This is a genomic window from Amycolatopsis sp. EV170708-02-1 (genome assembly GCF_022479115.1).
Taxonomy (GTDB): Bacteria; Actinomycetota; Actinomycetes; order Mycobacteriales; family Pseudonocardiaceae; genus Amycolatopsis.
Genome location: NZ_CP092497.1, coordinates 657,776 through 680,997 on the forward strand (window position 1 = coordinate 657,776; position 23,222 = coordinate 680,997).

General features: G+C 69.5%; 18 protein-coding genes and 2 pseudogenes. 8 read left to right on the plus strand and 12 right to left on the minus strand.

Annotated features, from left to right (window positions below):
* The first annotated feature begins 9 nt into the window (after positions 1 to 9).
* From tal to MJQ72_RS02785, 6 genes and pseudogenes are all read left to right on the plus strand, one after another.
* Positions 10 to 1,122: a transaldolase gene (gene tal, locus MJQ72_RS02760; RefSeq protein ID WP_240597404.1), complete on the plus strand. Its 1,113-nt coding sequence runs from the start codon at positions 10 to 12 to the stop codon at positions 1,120 to 1,122.
* Between the two features lie 8 nt (positions 1,123 to 1,130).
* Positions 1,131 to 2,750 (plus strand): glucose-6-phosphate isomerase, encoded by a 1,620-nt coding sequence (locus MJQ72_RS02765; RefSeq protein WP_240597405.1) that lies wholly within the window; start codon positions 1,131 to 1,133, stop codon positions 2,748 to 2,750.
* Entirely contained in the window at positions 2,747 to 4,276 is a 1,530-nt protein-coding gene (gene zwf, locus MJQ72_RS02770) for a glucose-6-phosphate dehydrogenase (protein ID WP_240597406.1), read from the plus strand. Before MJQ72_RS02765 ends, zwf begins: the two co-directional genes overlap by 4 nt.
* A complete protein-coding gene (gene opcA, locus MJQ72_RS02775) occupies positions 4,273 to 5,274 on the plus strand; it encodes a glucose-6-phosphate dehydrogenase assembly protein OpcA (protein WP_240597407.1) in 1,002 nt (333 codons plus the stop codon). Before zwf ends, opcA begins: the two co-directional genes overlap by 4 nt.
* On the plus strand, positions 5,271 to 6,026 hold the full coding sequence (gene pgl, locus MJQ72_RS02780; protein WP_240597408.1) for a 6-phosphogluconolactonase: 756 nt from the start codon (positions 5,271 to 5,273) through the stop codon (positions 6,024 to 6,026). The genes opcA and pgl overlap by 4 nt, the downstream gene beginning before the upstream one ends.
* Before the next feature lie 617 nt (positions 6,027 to 6,643).
* Positions 6,644 to 7,845: pseudogene (locus tag MJQ72_RS02785) on the plus strand (sensor histidine kinase).
* Between the two features lie 12 nt (positions 7,846 to 7,857).
* Here the strand turns inward: MJQ72_RS02785 and MJQ72_RS02790 are convergent.
* The 7 genes from MJQ72_RS02790 to MJQ72_RS02820 form a co-directional block, all read right to left on the minus strand.
* A complete protein-coding gene (locus tag MJQ72_RS02790) occupies positions 7,858 to 8,199 on the minus strand; it encodes an RNA polymerase-binding protein RbpA (protein ID WP_034311760.1) in 342 nt (113 codons plus the stop codon).
* Between the two features lie 65 nt (positions 8,200 to 8,264).
* Positions 8,265 to 8,495, minus strand: coding sequence for a preprotein translocase subunit SecG (secG, locus tag MJQ72_RS02795; protein ID WP_016333144.1), 231 nt, complete (start codon positions 8,493 to 8,495; stop codon positions 8,265 to 8,267).
* 140 nt (positions 8,496 to 8,635) lie between these two features.
* Complete coding sequence (tpiA, locus tag MJQ72_RS02800) at positions 8,636 to 9,421, minus strand: triose-phosphate isomerase (protein ID WP_063273001.1); 786 nt, start codon at positions 9,419 to 9,421, stop codon at positions 8,636 to 8,638.
* Positions 9,421 to 10,629 (minus strand): phosphoglycerate kinase, encoded by a 1,209-nt coding sequence (locus MJQ72_RS02805; protein ID WP_315860897.1) that lies wholly within the window; start codon positions 10,627 to 10,629, stop codon positions 9,421 to 9,423. Before MJQ72_RS02805 ends, tpiA begins: the two co-directional genes overlap by 1 nt.
* Before the next feature lie 9 nt (positions 10,630 to 10,638).
* Entirely contained in the window at positions 10,639 to 11,643 is a 1,005-nt protein-coding gene (gene gap, locus MJQ72_RS02810) for a type I glyceraldehyde-3-phosphate dehydrogenase (protein WP_240597410.1), read from the minus strand.
* 178 nt (positions 11,644 to 11,821) lie between these two features.
* A complete protein-coding gene (locus tag MJQ72_RS02815; RefSeq protein ID WP_240597411.1) occupies positions 11,822 to 13,009 on the minus strand; it encodes a winged helix DNA-binding domain-containing protein in 1,188 nt (395 codons plus the stop codon).
* Positions 13,010 to 13,364: 355 nt separating this feature from the next.
* On the minus strand, positions 13,365 to 13,787 hold the full coding sequence (locus MJQ72_RS02820; protein ID WP_240597412.1) for a nitroreductase family deazaflavin-dependent oxidoreductase: 423 nt from the start codon (positions 13,785 to 13,787) through the stop codon (positions 13,365 to 13,367).
* 87 nt (positions 13,788 to 13,874) lie between these two features.
* On the opposite strand from MJQ72_RS02820, the gene MJQ72_RS02825 reads away from it, so the two are divergent.
* A complete protein-coding gene (locus MJQ72_RS02825) occupies positions 13,875 to 14,813 on the plus strand; it encodes an AraC family transcriptional regulator (RefSeq protein ID WP_240597413.1) in 939 nt (312 codons plus the stop codon).
* A 122-nt stretch (positions 14,814 to 14,935) separates the two neighbouring features.
* Here MJQ72_RS02825 and MJQ72_RS02830 read toward each other — a convergent pair whose 3' ends face one another.
* The 5 genes and pseudogenes from MJQ72_RS02830 to MJQ72_RS02850 all read right to left on the minus strand — a co-directional run bounded on the left by MJQ72_RS02830 (position 14,936) and on the right by MJQ72_RS02850 (position 22,369).
* Complete coding sequence (locus tag MJQ72_RS02830; protein ID WP_240597414.1) at positions 14,936 to 15,352, minus strand: type II toxin-antitoxin system VapC family toxin; 417 nt, start codon at positions 15,350 to 15,352, stop codon at positions 14,936 to 14,938.
* A complete protein-coding gene (locus MJQ72_RS02835) occupies positions 15,342 to 15,608 on the minus strand; it encodes a type II toxin-antitoxin system Phd/YefM family antitoxin (protein WP_037320919.1) in 267 nt (88 codons plus the stop codon). The genes MJQ72_RS02830 and MJQ72_RS02835 overlap by 11 nt, the downstream gene beginning before the upstream one ends.
* Before the next feature lie 45 nt (positions 15,609 to 15,653).
* A pseudogene (locus MJQ72_RS02840) lies at positions 15,654 to 20,119 on the minus strand (hypothetical protein).
* A 10-nt stretch (positions 20,120 to 20,129) separates the two neighbouring features.
* Positions 20,130 to 20,870 carry a hypothetical protein gene (locus MJQ72_RS02845; RefSeq protein WP_051071906.1) on the minus strand — a complete coding sequence of 247 codons (741 nt, stop codon included), beginning with the start codon at positions 20,868 to 20,870 and terminating at the stop codon, positions 20,130 to 20,132.
* 47 nt (positions 20,871 to 20,917) lie between these two features.
* Positions 20,918 to 22,369: a hypothetical protein gene (locus MJQ72_RS02850; RefSeq protein WP_240601235.1), complete on the minus strand. Its 1,452-nt coding sequence runs from the start codon at positions 22,367 to 22,369 to the stop codon at positions 20,918 to 20,920.
* A 109-nt stretch (positions 22,370 to 22,478) separates the two neighbouring features.
* Between MJQ72_RS02850 and MJQ72_RS02855 the strand changes: the two genes are divergently transcribed.
* A complete protein-coding gene (locus tag MJQ72_RS02855) occupies positions 22,479 to 22,916 on the plus strand; it encodes a PPOX class F420-dependent oxidoreductase (RefSeq protein WP_240597415.1) in 438 nt (145 codons plus the stop codon).
* Positions 22,917 to 23,222 lie beyond the last annotated feature (306 nt).

The window sequence follows — 23,222 nt, forward strand, 5'->3', positions numbered from 1 at the left end:
AGGAACAGCATGAGCAACGACAAGCTCGCGCAGCTGTCCGAGGCCGGGGTGTCGATCTGGCTCGACGACCTGTCCCGTGAGCGCCTGAACACGGGCAACCTCGCCGACCTGATCCGCGACAAGCACGTCGTGGGCGTGACGACCAACCCGACGATCTTCGCCAACGCGATGTCGAAGGGCGAGGCGTACGACGAGCAGACCAAGGAGCTCGCCGCCCGCGGCGCCGACGTCGAGGCCACCATCCGTGAGCTGACCACCACCGACGTGCGCAACGCCGCGGACCTGTTCCGCGACGTGTACACCGCCACGAACGGGGTCGACGGCCGGGTGTCCATCGAGGTGGACCCGCGGCTGGCCAAGGACTCCGACAAGACGGTGGCCGAGGCGCAGGACCTGTGGAAGACCGTGGACCGGCCGAACGTGCTGATCAAGATCCCGGCCACCGAAGAGGGCCTCCCGGCGATCACCAAGACCCTGGCGGAGGGCATCAGCGTCAACGTCACGCTGATCTTCTCGGTCGAGCGGTACCGGGCGGTCATCGAGGCCTACTTCGCCGGCCTGGAGCAGGCGAAGGCCAACGGCCACGACCTCAAGGGCATCCACTCGGTCGCGTCGTTCTTCGTGTCCCGTGTGGACACCGAGATCGACAAGCGCCTCGACGCGATCGGCACCGACTCCGCCACCGCGCTGCGCGGCGAGGCCGCGATCGCCAACGCGCGGCTCGCGTACGCGGCGTTCGAGGAGCTCTTCGCTTCGGACCGCTGGAAGGCGCTCGCCGAGGCCGGCGCGAACCCGCAGCGTCCGCTGTGGGCCTCCACCGGCGTGAAGGACCCGCAGTACTCCGACACCCGCTACGTGGACCAGCTCGTCGTCAAGGACACGGTCAACACGATGCCGGAGAAGACCCTCGACGCCGCGGGCGACCACGCCGAGATCACCGGTGACACGGTGACCGGCAAGGGCCCGGACGCGCAGGTCGTCTTCGACAAGCTGCGTGTGGTCGGCATCGACATCGAAGACGTGTTCAAGGTCCTCGAAGACGAGGGCGTCGAGAAGTTCGAGAAGTCGTGGACCGAGCTTCTCGAGACCGTCACCGGGCAGCTGGAAAAGGCGAAGGACTGATCTGGACCATGGCAGGGGAAACGACCGGCGTCGAAATCGTCGACGCCGCCCTGGCCGGCGAAGCCGCTCCGTTCGCGGAGCGGCTCGTCGCCGACCAGGTCGCATCGAAACTGGCGTCCCAGGACGCCACACTGTGGGGTCCCGAAGCCGAGTCCGAAGCGTCGATCCGTCTCTCGTGGACGACGCTGCACAAGTCCTCGCGGCCGTTGATCGGCGAGATCGAGGCACTGCGGACCGACCTGCGTTCCGAGGGCGTCGACCGCGTCGTCCTCGCGGGCATGGGCGGTTCGTCGCTGGCCCCCGAGGTCATCACCGCGACCGACGGCGTCCCGCTGACGGTCCTCGACACCACCGACCCGGGTCAGGTCGCCGACGCGCTGGCCGGTGACCTGGAGCGCACGGTCATCGTCGTGTCGTCGAAATCCGGCGGCACCGTCGAGACCGACAGCCACCGCCGGATCTTCGCGAAGGCCTTCGCCGACGCGGGCATCGACGCGGCCCGGCGGATCGTGGTCGTCACCGACCCCGGCTCGCCGTTCGCGGAACTGTCCGAAAAGGAGGGTTACCGCAAGGTCTTCCTCGCCGACCCGAACGTCGGCGGCCGGTACTCGGCGCTGACCGCGTTCGGGCTCGTCCCGGCAGGGCTCGCCGGCGCGGACGTCGCCCGCCTGCTCGACCAGGCCGCTTCGGTGGCCGACGAGCTGGCCACCGACTCCGTCGACAACCCCGCGGTCAAGCTCGCGGCGGCTTGGGGCGCGGCGCACGAAAAGGGCGCCGAGAAGGTCGTCATCGGCGACACCGGTTCCGGGATCAAGGGTTTCGCCGACTGGGCGGAGCAGCTGATCGCCGAATCCACCGGCAAGCAGGGCACCGGTCTCCTGCCGGTGGCCGTCGAGGGCCCGGACTCCCCCGGTTTCGCCGACGCCAAGGGCGACGCCACCCCGGTGGCCGTCGGCGCGGCGGAAGGCGCGGCGAAGATCGCCGTGACCGGTTCGCTCGGCGCGCAGTTCCTGCTGTGGGAGTTCGCCACCGCACTGGTCGGACGGCTGCTCGGGATCAACCCGTTCGACCAGCCCGACGTCGAGGCCGCCAAGAAGGCCGCGCGTTCGCTGCTCGACAACCCGGACAAGCTCAAGGGCGGCGAGAAGCCGTCCACTGTGGACGGCGCGGTCGAGGTGTTCGGCTCGGAAGGCGTTTCGACGGACGGAAAGCTCGCGGACATCCTGCGGGCTTTCTTCGATTCCGCCCCGGAAAACGGCTACATCGCGGTGCAGGCGTACCTCGACCGGCTCGACGACGCGTCGACGGCGGTCCTGCGCGGCGAGATCGCCAAGCGCACCGGGCGCCAGACCACCTTCGGGTGGGGGCCGCGGTTCCTGCACTCGACCGGGCAGTACCACAAGGGCGGGCACCAGAACGGTGTCTTCCTGCAGATCACCGGCGCCGTCGAGGACGATCTCGACGTTCCGGACCGGCCGTACACGCTCGGCGTCCTGCAGCACGCGCAGGCACTGGGTGACGGCCAGGTGCTCGCCGAGCACGGCCGTCCGGTGCTGCGCCTGCACCTCACCGACCGGGCCGCCGGCCTGGCCGGACTGGTCCGCGCGGTACAGGAGGCCGGCGAGTGACACGAGCCTGGAACAACCCGCTGCGCGACCCGCGCGACAAGCGGCTGCCGCGGATCGCCGGGCCGTCCAGCCTGGTGATCTTCGGTGTCACCGGTGACCTCGCCCGCAAGAAGCTGATGCCGGCGATCTACGACCTCGCCCACCGCGGGCTGCTGCCCGCCGGGTTCTCGCTCGTCGGGTTCGCCCGCCGGGACTGGGAGCACCAGGACTTCGGCGAGCTCGTGCACGACTCGGTCAAGGAGCACGCGCGGACGCCGTTCAAGGAGTCGGTGTGGAACCGGCTCGCCGAAGGCATCCGGTTCGTGCAGGGCACCTTCGACGACGACGACGCCTTCGACCGGCTCGCGCAGACGGTCAAGGACCTCGACGCCGAGCGTGGCACCGGTGGCAACACCGCGTTCTACCTGTCGATCCCGCCGAGCGCGTTCCCGGTGGTGACCAAGCAGCTCGCCCGCTCCGGCCTCGCCGAGGCGAGCGAGGACACCTGGCGCCGCGTCGTCATCGAGAAGCCGTTCGGCCGCGATCTCAAGAGCGCCAAGGAGCTCAACGAGATCGTGAACGACGTCTTCCCCGAGGAGTCGGTGTTCCGCATCGACCACTACCTCGGCAAGGAGACGGTGCAGAACCTGCTGGCGCTGCGTTTCGCGAACCAGCTGTTCGAGCCGATCTGGAACGCCAACTACGTCGACCACGTGCAGATCACCATGGCCGAGGACATCGGCCTCGGCGGCCGCGCGGGGTACTACGACGGCATCGGCGCGGCCCGCGACGTCATCCAGAACCACCTGTTGCAGCTCCTCGCGCTGACCGCGATGGAGGAGCCGGTCTCGTTCGCCCCGCGTGCTCTCCGCGCGGAGAAGGTCAAGGTGCTCTCGGCGACGAAGCCCCTGGGCCCGCTCGACGAGACCACCGCGCGCGGGCAGTACGCGGGCGGCTGGCAGGGCGGCATGAAGGTGCCGGGCCTGCTGCAGGAAGGCGGTTTCGCGAAGGACTCGACCACCGAGACCTACGCCGCGGTGACGCTGGAGGTGCAGAACCGCCGCTGGGCGGGCGTGCCGTTCTACCTGCGCACCGGTAAGCGGCTGGGCCGCCGGGTCACCGAGATCGCCGTGGTGTTCAAGCGGGCGCCGCATCTGCCGTTCGACTCGACCTCGACCGAGGAGCTGGGCCAGAACGCGCTGGTGATCCGGGTGCAGCCCGACGAAGGCATCACGCTGCGGTTCGGGTCGAAGGTGCCGGGGACCACGATGGAGGTCCGCGACGTCACGATGGACTTCGGTTACGGGCACGCCTTCACCGAGTCGTCCCCGGAAGCCTACGAGCGGCTCATCCTGGACGTGCTGCTCGGCGAACCGTCGCTGTTCCCGGTGAACGAAGAGGTCGAGCTGTCCTGGGAGATCCTGGACCCGATCCTCGACCACTGGGCCAAGAAGGGCGCGCCCGAGGCGTACCCGCCCGGTTCGTGGGGACCGCCGTCCGCCGACGAAATGCTGGAACGTACCGGCCGGAACTGGAGGCGTCCGTGATCATCGACCTGCCGTCGACCACGACGTCGCAGCTGAACAAGAAACTCGTCGAGATCCGTGAACAGGGCGGGCAGGTCGCGCTCGGGCGCGTGCTGACGCTGGTCATAGTGGCCGACGACGACGACCGGCTCGAAGAGGCGATCGAGGCCGCCAACGAGGCCAGCCGCGAACACCCCTCGCGGGTGATCGTGGTGGCCAAGGGCGCGCGGACCGCCGCACCGCGGATCGACGGCCAGATCCGGGTCGGCGGCGACGCCGGCGCGAGCGAGGTCATCGTCCTGCGGCTCTACGGTCCGCTGGCCACGCAGGGGCAGAGCGCGGTCGTGCCGCTGCTGCTGCCGGACGCGCCGATCGTCACCTGGTGGCCCGGCACCGGTCCGAAGGCCCCGGCCAAGGACCCGCTCGGCGAGCTGGCGCAACGCCGGATCACCGACTCGGCGGCGGAAAAGGCGCCCATAAGGGCACTCACCACGCGGGCGAAGTCCTATGTGGAGGGTGACACCGACCTGGCGTGGACCCGGCTGACCCGGTGGCGCGCACAGCTGGTGTCCGCTTTGGACCTTCCGCCGTACGAGAAGGTCACCGGCGCGACCGTGACCGGCGAGGCCGACTCGCCCTCGACCGAACTGCTCGCCGGCTGGCTGGCCGAGTACCTCAAGGTGCCGGTGAAGCGGGTCAAGAGCAGCGGCGCGGCGGGCATCATCTCGGTGACGCTGGACCGGCGGTCCGGCCCGGTGGAACTGCACCGGCCGGACGGACGGGTCGGCATGCTGACCCAGCCTGGCCAGCCGACGCGCCGGATCGCCCTGCAGCGGCGGGACAACAAGGACTGCCTGATCGAGGAGCTGCGGCGGCTCGACCCGGACGAGGTCTACGAGGCTTCGCTGAACGGGCTCGGCAAGATCTCGACAGGCACCGCGAAGCCCGCTCCGGCGAAGAAGGCTGCTCCGGCGGCGAAGAAGGCTCCGGCCGCCAAGACCGCGAAGAGCGCCTCATGAGCAAGACCGAGGTCGTCGTCTACGAGAACCCGGACCTCCTGGCCGCCGCCGCGGCGGCCAGGCTGGTCACCCGGATCGTGGACGTCCAGGCCGCCAAGGGTTCCGCTTCGGTGGTGCTCACCGGCGGCGGCACCGGGATCGCGATCCTGCGGGAGCTCCGCGACTCCAGTGCCCGCGACGCCATCGACTGGTCGCGGCTGGACGTCTACTGGGGCGACGAGCGCTTCGTCCCGGCGGATTCGGACGACCGCAACGAGAAGCAGGCCCGCGAGGCGCTGCTCGACCACGTCCCGCTCGACCCGAAGCGGGTGCACGCCATGGCACCTTCGGACGGCGAGTTCGGCGATGACGTGGATGCCGCCGCCGCGGCTTACGCGGAGGTCCTGGCGGCCAACGACGCGGCGTTCGACATCATGCTGCTGGGGCTCGGCGGGGAGGGGCACACCGCCTCGATCTTCCCCGACAGCCCGGCGGTGCACGAGAAGGAGCGCTCGGTCGTCGCGGTGCGGGACTGCCCCAAGCCGCCGCCGACCCGGATCTCGCTGACCCTGCCCGCGATCCGTCGCGCGCAGGACATCTGGCTGGTCACCGGCGGCGACGCCAAGGCCGACGCCGTCGCGCAGGCGCTGGCCGGTGCGGGCGAGGTCGAGATCCCGGTCGCCGGGGCACGCGGCTCGCGCCGCACGCTCTGGCTGCTGGACCGAGGCTCCGCCTCGAAACTCACGAAGGTCTACCAGCCACCTACGGGCTGACCTTTCAAGTACGTGAAGGCCCCTTCCTTGCGCCTACCGCAAGAAAGGGGGCCTTCACACGTTCCGGGCAAGGTGCCCCAAGGCGTAACTCGCGTGATCAGGGACGTATCTCGCGTGCTTGAAGGCGTATCTCGCGAGTTACGGCTCCAAGCACGCGAGTTACGTCTCCAAGCACGCGAGTTACGTCTCCAGGCACGCGAGTCACGGGTTCGAGCACGACCACCGGTGGTGACACCCTCATGGCGGAAGTCCGTGAAGGCCTCCTTCCCTACCCTGAAGGACGGGAAGGACGCGCGGCGGGGTCACCGCGCGGCCACGAAACGTGACATAGATCAACTTCCGGGGCTTCGGCATCAGAGAGGACTTCTTCGCGCGTCGAAACGATCAACGGACCACCGAGCCCGGGTGGTCCGGTGTGGATTCGACCGACCGAACGTTCATGCACTTGTCCGCAGAACGGACAGTGACCGGCCAGTCGCTAGCCCGACTGGGGGAAACTTACCGCCCTTGTACATCCACCCGTTAGCATCCGCACATTTGTTCGTTCCTGCGCGTCCCGATCGGGCGAAGAACACGTCTCACCATTCAAGTCCACAAGACGAGTGAGGTCGCCAGCGATGAGCACAGAGGGTCTCTCGATGCCAGGTATCTCGGTGGGCGGCTCCGGAGCGGACGCCGCCGACCGGATGCGCCGTGCTGCCGGGGTCATGTCGTTCGCCAAGATCAAACGCCCGGCGCTGGTCGCGCTGGGCATCGACACGCTCGCGATCTTCCTGGCCGCGCTCGACGTCTGGCTGGTGATCCCGAGAAGGCCCAGCCGTACTCGATCTACCTGTCCGGCGCCGCGTGCCTCGGCCTCGCCTTCCGGCGCAAGCTGCCGTTCCTCGCGGTGATCGTCACCGTCCCCGGCTTCCTCGCGGGCTGGTCACAGCTGGCCGCGATGATCGCGCTGGGCTTCCTCGCCACCCGCAAACAGATGCACTGGCAGACCTGGACCGGGTTCGCGCTCGTCTTCACCTGCCGTTTCGTGCAGTGGCCGCTGGCCGACTTCGTCGAGCTCAGCTGGCGCGAACACGTCTTGGACGGCATCTACGGCGTCATCGTCGCCGGGATGCCGGTGGCCATCGGCCTGCTCATCGGAGCGCGGACCGAGATCTCGCAGAAGCTCTCCGAACTCGCCGCCAGCCGCGACCGTGAACGCCGCTTCCACGCCGACGCCGTCCGCGCGGAGGAGCGCGCCCGCCTCGCGCGGGAGATGCACGACGTCGTCTCGCATCAGATCACGCTGATCGCGATGCAGGCCGGCGCGCTGCAGGCCCAGACCACCGACGCCCGCTCGCTCGAAACCGCGCAGGTCATCCGGAAGCTGAGCACCAAGACCCTCGAAGAGCTGCGCTCACTCGTGAGCGTGCTCCGCTCGGGCTCCGAGGACGACGGGCCGCGGCCGGGCATCAACGAACTCGACCGGCTGATCCGCGGCTCGGACGTCCCGGTGCACCTCACCGTGGAGCGGATCCCCGACCTGCTGCCCAGCCAGGTTTCGGCGGCGGCCTATCGGACCGTGCAGGAATGCCTCACCAACGTGCACAAGCACGCACCGGGCGCCACCGCGACCATCCGGATCCAGGGCGAGCACGGTTCGCTCAAGGTCGAAATACGCAACGAGCGCGCTCGGACCCCCGGTGCGGCCCTGCCCTCGGGAGGGCACGGGCTGACCGGGCTGGCCGAACGCGCTCGACTGCTGGGTGGGAGCTTCGAGACCGCCGACACCGAGGACGGCGGGTTCCGGGTGCGTGCCCGGTACCCGCTCGACCGGTGAGCGAAGGCTAGGTCAGATCTCCCGGCGCTGGCGCAACCGCTCCAGCGCCTCGGCGAGGATGGCCTCGCCGTCGGCGTCGGAACGCCGTTCCTTCACGTACGCGAGGTGAGTCTTGTAAGGCTCGGTCCGCGGCGCGGCAGGAGGGTTCTTCTCGTCCTGCCCACCGGGGAGCCCGCAACGCGGGCAGTCCCACTCGTCGGGAATCTCGGCGTCCATCGAGAACGAGGGCTGTGCCTCGTGCCCGTTGGCGCACCAGTAGGAAATACGGCGCCGCGGCGCCGACTCACCCCGCTCCGATTCGCCCGAAGGACCGGCACCCACACGGGTGCCCCGAATCGCGTTACCGCCAACCATGAATCCTCACACCTATAGGGATCGGCGGCGCGCCCCCCATAGGCACGCCGAAACACCTGGATCGATCAGACCTTGAGCAGGAGCCCGAGGCCGATGATGCTGATCAGCCACACCGCGCCCAGCAGCAGCGTGATCCGGTCGAGGTTCTTCTCGGCCACGCTCGAGCCGGAGAGGCTCGACTGCATACCGCCACCGAACAGCGAAGACAGACCGCCACCACGGCCGCGGTGCAGCAACACGGCGACCACCAGCAGCACGCTGGAGGCGATCAACAGGATTTGCAGGAACAGCTTCATGTCATCCTCTGCGCTCTTGGAGAATGCAGGAAAACGGTGTGCCACCAGCGGCTCTTGACCGCCAGAACACACCGTACTCCTGGACTCGTCCACTGCTGTGTGACGGACCGGATACCCAGGTTACCCGGTAGGTGCCCCGATCAGGGCAGGGGCCCGCCCGCGGCGAGTGCGCAGAGTTTGGTGAACTCGTCACCATCCAGGCTGGCACCACCGACGAGCGCACCATCGATGTTCTCGCAGGCGACGAGGTCACTGATGTTGTTGGCCTTGGCCGAGCCGCCGTAGAGCACGCGGACCGAGGACGCGACCTCGGCACCGTACTTCTCCGCGAGGGTGGCGCGGATGGCTCCGCACACCTCCTCGGCGTCCTGCGGGGTCGCGACCTTGCCGGTCCCGATCGCCCAGACCGGCTCGTAGGCGACGACGACGTCCTTGACCTGCTCGGCCTTGAGCCCCTTGAGGCCCTCGACCAGCTGGGTCGTGGTGTGGGTGATGTGCTCCCCGGCCTCGCGGACCTCGAGCTTCTCCCCCACGCACAGGATCGGCGTGATGCCGTGCTTGAGCGCGGCCTTGACCTTCTTGTTCACCAGTTCGTCGGATTCGCCGTGGTACTCACGCCGCTCCGAGTGCCCGACGGTGACGAAGCTGCAGCCCAGCTTCGCCAGCATCGGGCCCGACACGTCACCGGTGTAGGCACCGGAGTCGTGCGGCGACAGGTCCTGGGCGCCGTAGGTGAGCGACAGCTTGTCGCCGTCGGTCAGCGTCTGGACGCTGCGGATGTCGGTGAACGGCGGCAGGACCGCGACGTCGACCTTCGCGTAGTACTTCTCCGGCAGGGCGAAGGCGATCTTCTGAACCAGCGCGATGGCTTCGAGGTGGTTCTGGTTCATCTTCCAGTTGCCGGCGATGAGCGGTTTGCGCGCCACTAGTCGTTCTCTCCCAGCACAGCGACTCCGGGCAGTTCCTTGCCCTCCAGGTACTCCAGCGACGCGCCGCCGCCGGTCGAGATGTGCGAGAAGCCGTCCTCCGGCAGGCCGAGCTGCCGCACGGCCGCGGCGGAGTCGCCACCGCCGACCACGGTGAAGGCGTCGCTCTCGACCAGCGCTTCGGCCACGGCACGGGTGCCGCCGGCGAAGGACTCGAACTCGAACACGCCCATCGGGCCGTTCCAGAACACGGTCGCGGCGTCGGCCAGCTTGCCCGCGAACAGCTCACGCGACTTCGGGCCGATGTCGAGGCCCATACGGCCGGCCGGGATGGCCGTCGCGTCGACGACGTCGAACTCCGCGTCGGCCGCGAAGCCCGTCGCGGCGAGGACGTCCACCGGCAGGATCAGCTCGACGCCGCGCTTCTCCGCCTCGGCGAGGAAGCCGCGGACCTGGTCCAGCTGGTCCTCCTGCAGCAGCGAGTTCCCGACCTCGTGGCCCTGGGCCTTGAGGAAGGTGTACGCCATGCCGCCGCCGATGAGGAGCCTGTCGACCTTGGTCAGCAGGTTGGCGATGACGCCCAGCTTGTCCGACACCTTCGCGCCGCCGAGGACGACGACGTACGGCCGCGCGAGGTCCTCGGTGAGCTTTTTGAGGACGTCGACCTCCGCCAGCACGAGGCCGCCCGCGTACGCCGGAAGCGCACGGGCGATCTCGTAGACCGAGGCCTGCTTGCGGTGCACGACACCGAAACCGTCGGAGACGAACGCGCCGCCCGGGACGAGCGCGGCCAGCTCGGCGGCCAGCTCCTGACGCTCGGCCTCGACCTTGCTGGTCTCGCGCGCGTCGAAACGCACGTTCTCCAGCAGGGCCACCTGGCCGTCGTTCAGGCCGGCGACGGTCGCCTTGGCGGACTCGCCGACCAGGTCACCCGCCAGCGGGACGTCGACGCCGAGCAGCTCGGTGAGCTTCGCGGCGACGGGCGCGAGCGAGAACTTCGGGTCCGGCTCGCCCTTGGGACGGCCGAGGTGCGCCGTGACGACCACCTTCGCGCCCGCCTCGGCGAGCCGCTTGAGGGTCGGCAGGGCCGCGCGGACACGGCCGTCGTCGGTGATGGTCTCCCCGTCGAGCGGGACGTTCAGGTCGGAACGTACGAGTACGTACCGGCCTGAGACGTCCTCGCCCAGCAGGTCTTCGAGGTTCTTCAGCGCCATGGCTCAGGAGAGCTTGGTGCCGACGAGCTTGACGAGGTCGGCGAGGCGGTTGGAGTAGCCCCACTCGTTGTCGTACCAGCCGACGACCTTGACCTGGTTGCCGATGACCTTGGTCAGCGGCGCGTCGTAGATGCAGGACGCCGGGTCGGTGACGATGTCGGCCGAGACGATCGGGTCGTCGCTGTAGCGCAGGATGCCGGCCAGGGGGCCCTCGGCGGCGGCCTTGTACGCGGCGTTGATCTCGTCGAGGGTCGCGCTCTTGGTCAGCGTGACGGTGAGGTCGGTGGCCGAACCGGTCGGGACCGGGACGCGGACCGCGTAGCCGTCGAGCTTGCCGTTGAGCTCCGGCAGGACCAGGCCGATGGCCTTGGCGGCACCGGTCGAGGTCGGGACCATCGACAGCGCGGCGGCGCGGGCGCGGCGCAGGTCCTTGTGCGGCGCGTCCTGCAGGTTCTGGTCCTGCGTGTACGCGTGGATCGTGGTCATCAGGCCCTGCTCGATGCCGAAGGCGTCGTTGAGGACCTTGGCCAGCGGGCCGAGGCAGTTGGTGGTGCAGGACGCGTTCGAGATGATGGTCTGCGAACCGTCGTACTTGTCGTCGTTGACGCCCAGCACCACGGTCAGGTCCTCGCCCTTGGCGGGCGCGGAGATGATGACCTTCTTGGCGCCACCGGCGATGTGCGCCTTGGCGGCGTCGCCGTTGGTGAAGAAGCCGGTCGACTCGACGACGACGTCCACGCCGAGGTCGCCCCAGGGCAGGTTGGCCGGGTCGCGCTCGGCGAGGGCCTTGATCGTCTTGCCGTCGACGACGATGCCCTCGTCGCTGACGCTGACCTCGCCCGGGAAGCGGCCGAGGATGGAGTCGTACTTCAGCAGGTGGGCCATGGTGGCGACGTCGCCGAGGTCGTTGAACGCGACCACCTCGATGTCGTGACCGGCGGCCTGCACGGCCCGGAAGAAGTTGCGGCCGATGCGGCCGAAGCCGTTGACACCTACGCGAACCGTCACTGCTGCCACTCCCTTGAGACTCGTCCGGGATCGCCCCGGTAAGACGTCCTTTACTCGGGCGCAACCCTAGCGTGCGTGCTCGGGCGGCCCTCTTTGCCCTGACGAGACTTCCACCACTCGGTGGGTCAGGTCAAGAATCGATTAAGTGCGTCGCTACCAGGACGTCTTGGGAAAACTCTCAGCTTCGCTGTGCTAGCCGTCGCTCCAGCGGCGTGCGCATCCGTGGCGTGACTCGCACCTCCCCGAACCACTCGGCCAGGTGGTTCGCCTCCGCCTCGACGGCCCGTTCGACGTCCGCGCCCACGTCTTCCAGGAGGTGGTGGACGACCTCGCCGTCCGGCCGCTGCGCCCAGCCGCCGACGATGCGGCCGTCGGCCCAGACGGTGGGCCCGATGTTGCCGGTACCGTCGAACAGCGGCGCCTTGTGCGGGCCGAGATACCAGTCGCGCTCGATCCACCCCATCGCCGTCGGGTCGAGGGACGGGAGCAGGGCGACCCAGGGCTCGGGCTCGGCGACCGGCTCCAGATCGTCGGCGAGCACCACGCCGGGAACGCCGTCGAGGTCGACCTCGACCGGTTGAATCTCCGCGAGCGCCTTCTTCGTCTGGCCGATCGTCCAGCCCGTCCACCAGCGGAGGTCCGCGATCGGGGCGGGGCCGTAGGCGTACAGCCACCTGCGGGCGAGCTCGACCCTGGCGGCGTCGGCGTCCCATTCGGCGAGGCCTTGCGGCAGCCAGCCCGCCATCGGCGCCCAGTAGTACTGGCTGCTGATCCAGCTGCCGCGCGGGCGGCCGCGCACGATGCGGCCGTCGACCGCGAGCTGGAACAGGACCCGGCTGGTGACGTTGGCGATCGCCTCGTACGGCTTTCCCTTCGCCATCAGGAGTTGCTGCTTCAGGCGCGGCTCGTCCTGGGAAAGCTCCTGCGCCGTGGCGGAACCGCGGGCCTTCAGCGCGCGCTCTGTCGCGTCCTCGACCTCGGCCAGCCAGCGCCCGGGTTCGGGGACGTTCTCCGGATGGCCCTGCGTGCCGAGATGCTGTTCGAGCAGGCGGCGCTGCTTCTTGGCGATGTCGGCGGAACACGCGGCCTGCACGAGGGCCGCGTTCTCGTGCCCGAGGACGAAGACCGTACGGCGCATGCCGAGCATCCGGATCAGCGTGCGCTCCTCGTAGAGCGCGCTCTCCAGCTCGGCGACGCCGTCTCCCTTCATGCGCGCCCACGCCGACAGGTGCACCGACGCCGGATCCGTGGCGTGCAGCGCGACGACCGCGTCCGCGGCGGCGAGCACCGACTCGGCGGGCGTGGTGAGGCGATGACGCGTCGCGAGGCGGGCGCGGCGCTGCGCGGTGTCGATCTTGGGGGTCACGGATCGGTTCTATCACCGGGGTCCGACAAAAGCGCCGGATCCGCGTGGGCTCGTGAGTGGTGGTTCCGCGACTGCCGGGCGCGACGATGGAGGATTTGGGACGTTGAACGTCCCAAATCCTCCATCGTCGCCAGGGACGCCCGGTCTTGGACCTTGATCAACGGAAGGTTCGGGGCACTCAACGTCCCCGATCCTCCGTTGATCAAGGTCGCGCCAGGCGTGACCGGTGGCAGACGAGGTGACGGGGGAAGATTCCGGACGTTCAACGGCCGGAATCTTCCCCCGTCGACCGCCAATCACACCTGTGGGTAGGTAATACGAGTCCATTAGAACCGTCCTCACCACTCACGAGGGGCTAGACGCGCTCCAGCTCGAACACCGGGATGACCCGGCTGGTCTTGCTCTGGTACTCGGCGAATTGCGGCATGACGGCCGACTGCCTGGCGTAGACCTCGTCGCGCTCGGCGCCGGTGAGCACGCGTGCGCGGACGGGAAAGGTCTCGGTGCCGAGCTCGACCTTGGTGTCCGGGTTGGCCACGAGGTTGTGGAACCACGCCGGATTGTCGTCGGCGCCGCCCTTGCTCGCGAAGATGTAGATCCGATCGTCCTCGAGAAGCGGGACGAGCGGCGCGATCCGCTCGGTACCGGACTTCGCGCCGGTGTGGTGGACGAGGACGAGCGGATAGCCCTCGAACATGCCGCCCGCCTTGCCGCCCCTCTCACGGAACTCGGCGATCACGCTTCGGTTGATCTTGTCGAAGTCGAACGTTTCTGTCATGACCTCGATCGTATGGCGCACCGCGTGACCGTATCGATGCTCGAAACCGCCATGAACATATCCATCTGTCGCATTACCCTCACTGCCATGGACCTCTTGGCCGAAGTGCTCGCCGTGGGCGGAGTCCGGGGCGCCGCCGGGGCACGCATCGAGGCGTCCGGGCCGTGGGGCATCCTGTGGCACGGCCTCCCCCGCGCCGCCTTCTACGCCGTCACCTGCGGGACGGCCTGGCTGGAACTGGCCGGGCACCCGCCGCGGCAGCTCATGCCCGGCGACGTCGTCCTGTTGCCGAACGGGCCGGAACACACCCTGCGCAGCGCCCCGGACGTCGCGATCATTCCCAATGTGTGCACCGCGGCGGAGGAGGCGCGGGACTGCGGCGGTGTGCTGCGCCTCGGCTCCGGGGAGGTCGAGACCCATGTCCTCGGCGCGTCCTACGACTACGACCCGGCGGTGTCCACCCAGGTGCTCGCCACCCTGCCGGAAGTGGTGCACATCCGCGCGAACCGCGGCAGCGACGGGCTGGACGACACAGTGCGGCTGCTGTCGCGGGAACTGGCGAGCCCGCAGATCGCCACCGAGTTCGTCCTCAACCGGCTCGTCGACATCCTCCTGGTCCAGCTGCTCCGCGCTTGGCGGACCGAGAAACCGGCCGAGACGCGGGGAACCTGGCTCGGCATCCTGGGCGATCCGCTGATCGGCGTGGCGCTGGCCAAGATCCACGAAGACCCGGCGAAATCCTGGACGACCGACCTGCTCGCGGCGGAACTGGCGACCTCGCGCAGCACGTTGACCCGCCGCTTCCGCGAAACCACCGGCCGGACGCCCGGCGACTACCTGACCCTGTGGCGGATGGACCTGGCCGCGGTCCGGCTGCGCGACACCGACGACACGGTGGACACCATCGCGCGCTCGGTCGGCTACACGTCGGTGTACGCGTTCAGCCGGGCTTTCCGGCGGGCCCGTGACCAGGCGCCGGGGCAGTACCGGACCTCGACGCGGAAGCGCCTCACGACGGCCGGGTGAGCGGAACCGAGGTGGTCACCGGGCGAACGTGTGTCGGCTTGGTGGGCGGAAAGCTCCTTTCGCCGCGTCTAATGCGGCGAAAGGAGCCTTCGCTCCTGGTCAGCAGTGAGGTCGTGGGCCGGTCAGGCGCCCGGCCGGGTGACCGGAACGACCTCGAGAAGTTCCTTCAGGCCTTCGAAATCCTGCGGATTCGTCGTGTAGAGCGGCATCCGGTGCGCGATGGCCACGCTGGCGATCATCAGATCGGCCACCCGGCGCCGGGGTGTCCTGCCCATCGCGAGCACGGACGCCGACACCCGGCCGAAGATCCTGGCCGCTTCGGTACCGAAGGGCAGCGGGTCGAATTCGGACTCCACCCGTTGCAGCAGATCCGTACGCCGGGCCCGCTCGGCCGGATCGGTGGCGTAGTGCGGCCCCGCCGACAGTTCGGCGAGCGTGATCGTGCTGATCGACATCAGGTCCGGCAGCTGGGCGTGGTCGATCGTCCTCCGGAGGATGAGGATGTTCGTGTCGAGCAGGCCGTGGACCTCAGCGGCCATAGGGATCTTCCGCCTCCCCTTCGAAAGCGTCATCGAGGTCGGCACGGAACCTGTCCGGGTCGATGAGCGGAGCGTTGGCCGAGCCGGTGGCGAATTGGTCCCGCGAAACGGCGTGACGGCGACAAAGCGGGACCAGTTGGGCGATGGGCGAGCCGCTACGGGTCACGGTGAAGGTCTCGCCGTGCTCGACCGCGTCCATGATCTCGCCGGACCGGTTCCGGAGATCACGCTGGGAGATCTCGTGCTGAACGCTCATGAAGTCGAGGGTAGCGCAACGTGGCACGGTGTGCCACGTTGCGCGTCAGGCCGTCTCTTCCTCCTGCTCAGGCTCCTCCGACGGCCGGGTGAACAGCCGTGTCGCCGAAAGCCGCGCGACACCGTCCGGCTCGCCGAGTTCGTCGGTCGCGTTCCGGATCGTCGCGTCGACGGACAGGTACTTGCGCCCCGCCCGCAGGTCCGCGTCGTTGCGCAGCCGCACGATCAACGGGAACTCGCTCAGCGCGCCGGCGTCGAACAGGCCGGTGGTGTAGATCAGCTGGACGCCCAGCGCCTCCGCGACCGCGCGCTGCAGTTCCAGCAGGTAGCCCGCCGACGCGCGGCCGATCGGGTTGTCGAGGAACAGCACGCCGGAATGCCGGTTGCGGGCCTTGCCGCGGTTGTTCGCCCGCAGCGCCGCCAGGGTGCAGTACAGGATGATCGCAGCGGTCAGCTGCTGCCCGCCGGAGAAGACGTCCCGGATCTCGGAGACGCGCTGCCGTTCGGTCCGCAGTACCGAGTCCGGCTTCAGCATGTCGACCCGGAAACCCTTGGGAGCGGCGGCCTGCACGCCACGCAGCACGAGCGAAAGCCCGTCCCGTTTGACGTCACGGCCGTCGGAGGTCTTCCCCACCGCGGCCTCGTCGACGACCTCGCCCAGCTTCTCGGCGAGCACGTTCTCTTCGAGTTCGGTGAAGCGGATCCGCAGGAACTCCTGCCCGGACCAGTCGCCGAGACCATCGGGCAGCCGCGAAACCCGTTGTGCCGCACGGAGAGTACGCAGCGCGCCGTCGACCATGCCCTGCAGCCGGGTGATGATGCCGCCGCGGTGCCGGTCGATCTGCGCCAGATCGTCGGTGAGCGTGCGCAACCGGGGCCGCAACGCCTCGGCCCATTCGCCGGCGTGGGCGGGCAGCTGGTCGCGGCGGACCGAGATCACCTGCTGCCGCACCGGCGTGCTGAGCTTTTCGAACCGCTTGTCCGTGGCGTACTGCGCGAGCTGGTCGGCCGCGGCCCGCACCCGGCGGTCACCCGCGTCGGCCGCGTCCTGCGCCTCGGTGAGCGCCGTGTTGAGCCGGGAGTGCTTGGTGCGCGCGGATTCGACGTCGCCCTCGAACGGCGCTTCTTCGTCCTCTTTGGACAACAGATGCGCCATCGATTCGGCCAGGAGACCGAAGCCGGACGCGGATGTCTTCGCGGACTCCAGCGTCGCTTCGGCAGCGGCGCGGCGCTCCTGCAGTTCCTCCCATTTCCGCGCGGCGGCGGACACTTCGAGACCGGCTTCGTCGATCAGCTCCAGGCCGTGCTCGATGTCCTTCGGCCTCGCGTCGAGGGCGAGTGCCGAGGGCTGTTCGGGGAGCTGGCCCAGTTCCGCCTTGCGGGTCGCGACGAGGCCGACGATCTCGGTGCGTTCGTCCTCAAGCACCGCGACGGCCCGGTTCGCCCGTGCCTGCGCCGCTGCCCGCGCCGAAGCGTCGGAGCCGTCCGGTGTCTCCAGCAGGGCCGAGGCCCGCTCGCGGACGGCGTCGTCCAGCGCTTCGAGGGCCGCCCGCGCAGACGCCTCGACGCTCTCGGCCTGCTCGAGTTCGGCACGGAGATCACTGCCGACCTCCACTTTCGCGTACGCCTCGGAAGCCGACGCGAAAGTACGCCGCAACGCGTCCACCGGTTCGGCGGGCACGGGATCGTCCTCGGTGACGTCGCTCGATCCCGGCACCTCGGCCAGTTCCGCCTTCGCGGTCGTCGCCGTGCGCCGGTGCCCGTCGGCGGTGCGTTGTTCCTCGCCCGCCTGCTCGCGCAGCCGGGAAGCCTTCACCGCGGCTTCGGACGCCGTGGCCTCGGCCCGCTCGGCGTTCTCGGTCGCGCGTTCGACGTCGTCCGTCCACTCGGGATCTTCGCGGCACGGGTGGCGAGTGCTTCCAGCCCGCGAACGCGCTCCCCCGCCTCGGCCGAGGCGGTGCGCAGCTCGGGGATCCGTTCCCGCAGCCCGGCCGCCTTCTCCCCGAGCCGCTGGAACTCCTTTTCGGCCTGCTCCAACGCGGTCCGAGCGGTCTCGTGCGCGGTGCGCGCGTTCTGGAGCTGTTCGGCGAGCGTCGCGATGCTGCCGGGCGGGTAGTCCTCGCGCCAGGTCTTGAGCTTCCACGACAGCGCGCTGTCGTCGGCCAGCGACGTCGCGAGTGCCTCCAGCCGGCGCTGGCGTTCCGCGTGCCGGAGCGCGATGGCCTCACGTTCGGCGTCGGCGGCCTCCTCGTCGTACATCGCCGGGTTGGGCGGCACGAGGAATTCGATCCCGGCCTCACCGGGCAGGCGGTCGGTCGTGGTGGCCTCGGTGGTGGCGACCGGGATGATCGTGGTGGGCAGCAGACGCCGCTCCGCCAGGACCTTCTCGGCGAGCCGGACCTGTTCCGGTTCGTTGAGCAGGATCCCCGAGACCAGCTGGGGTGCGCGGGCCAGCACGGCCGCCCGCCGCTTCTTGTCCAAAGTAGACAGGTAGCGCCAGCCGGACCACGCGTTCATCCCGGCGGCTTCCAACGCGTCCAGTGCCGCTTGGACCTCTTCGGTGGCGGGCAGGAGGCCGCCCGAACCGAGCGCGTTCAGCGCGCGCTCGTCGACGGATTCCTCCATCCGCAACGCCGTCTGTTCCTTCTCCGCGGCCGAACCCGCCTCGCGCAGACGTTCCAGCAGCACCGGGAGATCCGTCTCCAGCGCGACGTCGTCCACGCCGAGGAGTTCACTCAGCCGGGGTTCGACGGCGAGCGCGTCCGTGCGCCGGTTGGCGCGGTCGAGTTCGTCGGCCGCGCGCTCCAGACGGTCCTTTGTGGACCCCGCGAGGCGGTGCGCGTCGTTGACCGTGGCCTGCGCGGCACGCAAATCCTCGGCGACCCGTTCGAGTTCCTGTTCACGGCGGGCGAGCTCCGCGGCGGTCGTCTCGGCCTCGGCCCTGGCCGCGCGCGCCGCTTCGGCGACGTCCGCCCCGGCCTTGAGCGCGCCGGACCGGACGGTTTCCGCGATCTCCTCACGGATTTCGGCGATCCGCGCGCCCAGCCCGCGAGCCTCCGCCCGGCGCGAGGCCGCGAGATTCGCCGACTCGTCGCGTTCCGCCTGTGCCTTCTCCGCCTCGGCCCGCAAGGCGCCGACATGGGCTTCGGCCTTCGCCGCCTGCTCGGTGGCGTTCTTGGCCAGCCCCAGCAGTCCCCTGGCGAGCGCGCCCGCGGCGGCGTTGCGCGCCTGCAGCGCGGGCTGCGCCTTCTGCTCGCGATTCCCCACCAGTTCCCGGAAATCGCGGGCCTTGCGGGCGGCGTTGAGATGGTTGAGCACGGTGGCGCATTCACGCCAGGCCTCGGCGGCGGTCTTGGCCTCGGCCAGTTCGCCGTCGATCCGCTTCTTGCTCTCCTGCGCCTCTTCGAGCCGCAGTTTCCCGACCAGACGGCGGAGTTCGGTGACCCCGGCGGTGAGCCGGCGGTGGTCGCCCTCGGCCAGTTTCTCCGCGGACTTCACCTCGTCGACGTGCTGTTCGAGCCCGCTCAGCCGCTCGTTCTCCAGCTTGTCGCGGGCGGCGACCTGCCCGGCCAGCGTCCGCATCTCGGCGCGGGCGGCGTCGGCGAGCTTCCGTGACGCGGCGGCGACGCCTTCCTCCTCCGCCAACGGCGTGAGCAGGTCGAGCGCGCCCGCGACGAAGTCCCGCTCCGACAACAGGTCCCCGCGCTGGGCGAGGTTGTGCGCGTAGGTCGCGACGACCTCGGCGAGGTCCTTCGGCTCCTCCTCCGAAAGCACCGCGCGCAACAGGAACTCGACGAACGCCTCGTCGGTGCTGAAGGCGAAGGCGTCGGCCGCCTCGCCCTCACCGGCGTTCATCGCGCGCTGGTAGCGGAAAAGCTCGGTGTCGAGGCCGAGACCGTCGAGCCGGGACGTCCATTCGTGGTGCCGCCGGGTCCAGAACAGCTCCAGTTCCGGCTCGTCGCCGTGCACCTTGTCGAGCTGGTCGTGGAAGCCGGACATCGTCAGCAGCCTGCCGTCCGAGGTCAGCGGCAGCGAGTCCAGATCGAGCGAGGGCGTCGGCCGGAAGCAGTACCAGGAATCGACGAGGTTCTCCGAGTCGGCCGACACCACGTGCCCGCGCCATTCCGACACCTTGCCGGTGATCACCCGGTGGCCGGTCTCGACCTGCAGCCACTCCAGCACGACGTGCGAAACGTCCTTGGCGGCGACGAATTTCTCCAGCACCTTGGTGTTCGTCGTGCCGACGACCTGGCGGCGGCCGGGCAGCATCACCGAGAAGATCAGCTTGATCAGGACGGATTTGCCGCCGCCGTTCTCCAGGAACAGCACGCTCGCGGGCGACGGGCGCCGCGGCGGCCCCTCCCCCGCCAGATGGATCCCGGCGCTGAACAACGCGTCTTGTTTGGGCGCGGTGATGGCGGCGCCGACGCCGCTGAAGTCCAGCACGACGTCCTGGTAGCGCGCGCCCGCCGGACCCACCGAGTGCAGGCGAACCCGCGAAAGCTCGTACATCGATTCCCCTCTAAAGCGTGTCCGACGCGGCCGCGCGCAAAGTCCCGCCGCCGTTGGCGACGGATACCACGTTCAGCTCCAGCAGATCGTCGAAGGCCGCGTCGGCGGCGAGTTCCCGCACCTGCACCTGATAGCGCGGTGTCGTCCGGTAGGTCCCGCCCTGTTCTCCGCTGACCTGGACGAGAAAGCCTTGATCGGCGAGGAAGCGCAGCGCCCGCGCGACCATGCCGCGTGTGGTGTCCGACGACAGCCTGCCGTCCTTGGTCGCGGCGGCCGCCGGACGCCGCGCGTAGGCCCGCCAGGCCTGTTCGAGTTCGGGCGCGTCGGCCAGCGGGTCGTTGTTCGCTTCGGCCTCCGCCGCGCGCTCGTCGAGGATCCGGCAGGCCTCGCGCACCATCGCGTCCACCTGCTCGACGCTGACGCGGCCGATGTAGGTGTCGTTCGCGAGATCGTCCGGTCGCGGGTAGCCGAGCGCGGCGGTGGCGAGGTGGACGAGCCCGTGCAGGACCTTCTCGGTCTCCCGGCGTTCGCGGATCTTGCTCTGCCGCGCGTAGCTGTCCATCTTGATCTCGAAGACGGACTCGTCGGTCGCCGCCAGCACGGCACCGGCCTGGAGGTTGACCTCCAGCACCATCAGCCCGAGCCCGGCCGCGACCGCGTGCGTGAGCTGCTTGAACGCCCTGTCCTCGCCGTAGCGCCGGACCAGGTCGCCGTACACGACGTCCCGCGACGGCAGCTGTTTCGGGCGCATGCCGAACGAGACGAGCCGGGCCGCGGATTCGACGTCCCCTGTGGTCGTCACGCGACCTCCTCCTCTTCTTCGTGGCGATCGACCGCGGCCGACGAGAGCAACAGATCCGCGCCACCGAACTCGGGGTCTTCGAGCAGCGTGCCGTCGTCGACGGCCAGCAGCACCTGGCGCTCCCCCTGCCGGAGCGCCGCGCCGACCTCGGGACTGTAGGCGTGCACCGCCCGCAGTGCGACCAGGGCGGGCAGCCCCGGATCGATCCGGCGCGCCTCTTCGAGCAGCCCGGACAGCCGTCGCGGCACCTCCGGGAGGTCGAGCAGGTCGTCGGCGAGGCGCCACTGCTCGTCGCCGAACCTGTCGGTGACGTCGGCGGGCATCAGCTCGGGCTCGGGGATCTCGCCGACGAGCTGGTCGCGTTCGGGAGCGGGCCGCAGCAGCAGCGACACCAGCGACGACAGCGACGGCACGGTCGGCGGGGAGATCCCGGCACCGGCGTGGAAGAACGACTCGGCGGGCGCGACGGCCTCGGCGATCGGCAGGCGCAGCGTCGGCATCAGGAGCTGGCCGAACAGATCGATCGTGGCGCGCTGCGGCGGCCCGGAGAACTGCTGGCGGTCCTGTTCGGCGCGGAACACCGCTCCCGCGTCGGCGAGCCGGGACTGGAGCCGGGTGTGACGGCGGATGCAATCGCCGACGATGTCGACCAGTTCGGCGGCGCGGCGTTTGCGGTCGGGGTCTTCGGTCTCGTCCCGTGACGCGGTGATGTTCTTGAGGATCGCGTTCTCGGCGCGGAACCGGGACTCGATATGGGACAGCGCCTGATCCAGCAGATCCGGGACCTCGCGCTCCCAGTCGACCGCGCGCACGTCACGGCGGGTGGCGTCGAGTTTGGCGCGCAACGTCTCGCCGTACTGGACCGTCCGGTAGCGGGCCTGTTCGGCGGCGAGTTTCGCGTCGGCGAGGCGGCCGCGGTTGATCAGGTTCTCCAGTTTGACCTCGGCCGCGATCTGCGCGGACTCGACGTCGGTGTCCAGCGCGCCGACGAGCACGTTGATCGCCTCGTCGGTGGCGCGCAGGTAGACCTCGCCGTCGGGCGCGGCCAGCTCGACGAGCAGCTTGAAGTCGAACTGGCGGCGCTGGTAGCCGCCGCCGGGGCCGATGGAACCGTAGACGCGGCGGAACCCGCGATCGGTGGTGCCGACGTTGATCAGGTTGTCGAGCACCCACCGGGCCACCTTGGCGTGCTCGTCGGGCGTCCGGCCGGGTGCCTGGAGCGCGACGAACGGCAGCAGCCGCGCGATGACCTGATCGTGGTCGGCGCCGGTGTCGAAGTCCATCGACACGGTGACCTGGTCGATCGTGTGCAGGGCGATCTCGGCCATCTGGTAGATCGTGGCGTCCGCCCAGTCCAGCTTCGACTTGCGCGCGTCGAGGTCGTGCAAGGGCGCTGTGCAGGCCAGCGCCTTGAGGCGGCGCGTCAGCCCCTCGTCGGCCAGCCCCATCCCGGTCAGCTCGTCGTCTCGCACAGCAGGCCAGGCTAGTCGCCGTCCCCTCCACCCCGCACGGGTGACCTGGGTGCCCGGCCCTCGGGGCGGCGGTAGCGTCTGGTCCATGCGTGAAATGAGCAGGGACGAATGGTGGGAGTTCGCGAGCGCGGGCACGCGGACGGGCATGCTGGGGCTGGTACGGGCGAACGGGGCACCGATCGTGACGCCGGTGTGGTTCCTGCTGAACGAGGGGCCGGACGGTGACGAACTGATCTTCACCACCGGCACGGACACCCTCAAGGGGAAGGCGCTGCGGCGAGACCCGCGGCTCTCGCTCGCCGTCGACGACCAGAAGCCTCCTTACTCGTATGTGCAGTTCACCGCCGAAGCCGTGTTGCACAGCGACCTCGACGAAATGCTCGAATGGGCGACCAGGCTCGGTGGCCGGTACATGGGTGAGGACAAGGCCGAGGCCTACGGCAAGCGCAACGCTGTCCCGGAGGAGTCCTTGGTACGCGCGCGGATCACGAAGGTGATCGCCCGGGCGGACATCGCCGGCTGACGCTCCCCCACTTCTCGCGTTTAGTCCTCTGGATGCGGTACTTGCACACGCAAGGACCGCATCCAGAGGACTAAACGCTTTCAGGGGCGTGACCCTCCGTGTTGATGTTGGTCAAGTATTGACACGAAGCACCCACTGGTGTGTGATCTGAACCATAGATAGGAAAGTTTCCTAACTAAAACTCCACCTCCCCGCCGGGCCCCGCCCGGTCCGCCGTTGTACCTCCCGACCCCCGAACTTCCCGCATGGAGGCTCCAGTGGCACCCCGACCACCGTGGCGCGCGCTGCTCACGTGTGCCGCCGCGA

What these genes read in the sequence shown, in the direction of transcription:
- tal (WP_240597404.1), top strand. Translation starts at nt 10, where the DNA reads ATGAGCAACGACAAGCTCGCGCAGCTGTCCGAGGCCGGGGTGTCGATC.
- MJQ72_RS02765 (WP_240597405.1), top strand. Translation starts at nt 1,131, where the DNA reads ATGGCAGGGGAAACGACCGGCGTCGAAATCGTCGACGCCGCCCTGGCC.
- pgl (WP_240597408.1), top strand. Translation starts at nt 5,271, where the DNA reads ATGAGCAAGACCGAGGTCGTCGTCTACGAGAACCCGGACCTCCTGGCC.
- MJQ72_RS02790 (WP_034311760.1), bottom strand. Translation starts at nt 8,199, where the DNA reads ATGGTTGGCGGTAACGCGATTCGGGGCACCCGTGTGGGTGCCGGTCCT.
- secG (WP_016333144.1), bottom strand. Translation starts at nt 8,495, where the DNA reads ATGAAGCTGTTCCTGCAAATCCTGTTGATCGCCTCCAGCGTGCTGCTG.
- MJQ72_RS02820 (WP_240597412.1), bottom strand. Translation starts at nt 13,787, where the DNA reads ATGACAGAAACGTTCGACTTCGACAAGATCAACCGAAGCGTGATCGCC.
- MJQ72_RS02825 (WP_240597413.1), top strand. Translation starts at nt 13,875, where the DNA reads ATGGACCTCTTGGCCGAAGTGCTCGCCGTGGGCGGAGTCCGGGGCGCC.
- MJQ72_RS02830 (WP_240597414.1), bottom strand. Translation starts at nt 15,352, where the DNA reads ATGGCCGCTGAGGTCCACGGCCTGCTCGACACGAACATCCTCATCCTC.
- MJQ72_RS02835 (WP_037320919.1), bottom strand. Translation starts at nt 15,608, where the DNA reads ATGAGCGTTCAGCACGAGATCTCCCAGCGTGATCTCCGGAACCGGTCC.
- MJQ72_RS02845 (WP_051071906.1), bottom strand. Translation starts at nt 20,870, where the DNA reads ATGCGCCCGAAACAGCTGCCGTCGCGGGACGTCGTGTACGGCGACCTG.
- MJQ72_RS02850 (WP_240601235.1), bottom strand. Translation starts at nt 22,369, where the DNA reads ATGGGGCTGGCCGACGAGGGGCTGACGCGCCGCCTCAAGGCGCTGGCC.
- MJQ72_RS02855 (WP_240597415.1), top strand. Translation starts at nt 22,479, where the DNA reads ATGCGTGAAATGAGCAGGGACGAATGGTGGGAGTTCGCGAGCGCGGGC.